The 1114-nt window shown below is 71.8% G+C and carries 1 protein-coding gene; it reads right to left on the bottom strand.

From position 1 onward, the window contains the following. Positions 1 to 141: 141 nt before the first annotated feature. Positions 142 to 906, bottom strand: a complete 765-nt coding sequence (locus ABD194_RS21490; RefSeq protein ID WP_343995334.1) for an antitoxin — start codon at positions 904 to 906, stop codon at positions 142 to 144. Positions 907 to 1114: the final 208 nt, after the last annotated feature.

Raw genomic sequence — 1114 nt, 5'->3', positions numbered from 1 at the left:
AGTCCTCCTAGGTCGATCGGTCCTTACCCATCCTGCCAACATCAGCCGCGCGCCGCGCCGAGTCCCCGAGACGTCAGGGGACCACCGTCCCGTCCGCTGGCCACGGCCGATGCCCTCGCGTATGCCGTGACGCCGGTCGCTTCAGCTGGGCTCGTCGTGCGGTGGGCGGGGTGAGCGGATCGTCGCCGCGTCGGCGTCCTCGGGGGCGGGCTCGTCGTGGTGCGGTGGCGTGACCGGCGGGTGGTCGAGCCCGAGCACGGTGTCCTCCAGGGCCGTGTCGACCAGCGACTCGTCGACCGGCTCGTCAACCCGCGCTTCGCCTTGCTCCTCGCTCTGCTCGCCCTGCCCGCCCTGCTCGCCCTGCCCGCCGGTGGCCGCCCAGCTGGGGTCCTGGCTCGACACCGGCTCGTCCGCCGCAGCCGCGCTGGGAGCGCTGGCGTGCACTGGCGTGGGTGGATCGATCGGCGCCGGCGGCTCGAGGGGACTGGCCGAGACCGGGCCCGGCGAGTCCGGGTCGGCCGGGAAGAGCTCGTCGTCCGTCCCGGTGGCGGCCCCGGGTGCGGCTGCCGCACCGGTCGCCGTGCCTGCCGCAGGACCGTAGCCGTCGGCGACGAAGTCCACACCGCGCTCGAGCTGCTGCGTGACCTTGGCGATCTGGTCGGAGTACCTGTGGTCGGTCTTCTCGTCGATCTTGGCGCCGGCGGTCTCGACGTAGCCGTCGATCTGGTCACGGTGCTCGGCCGTGAACTCGCCCGCCTTCTCACGCGCCTGCTGGGCTGTCTGCGTCGCAGCCTCCTGCAGCTGCCTGGCCTTCGTCTCGAGGTCGAGCTCCTCGGCCTTCTTCCTCAGCCTGTCCAGAAACGACATCGGCACTCCGTCCTGAGCCAGCTGCTGCCGGCTGCTCATCGGGTCGGCTCCCCCCGCCGTTGCGGGGATGATCCTGGTCCTGCCCTGGTCCTGCCCTTGTCCTGGCAACGGTGGGTCCGACGGATGCGTTCCCCGTCGGAGCTCGACCCGTCGGCCACCCGGTGTGACGTACCCGATCGGGCGGCGGGACGGCATACGTGCTCGGCGTGCGAGGATTGGGCTCATGAAGGCAACCCTGCACACCAAC

The sequence above is a fragment of the Terrabacter terrae genome (assembly GCF_039529575.1).
Classification (GTDB): Bacteria; Actinomycetota; Actinomycetes; order Actinomycetales; family Dermatophilaceae; genus Terrabacter; species Terrabacter terrae.
The sequence above is the reverse complement of the archived record's forward strand: the minus strand, read 5'-3'. Positions and strand labels throughout refer to the sequence as shown.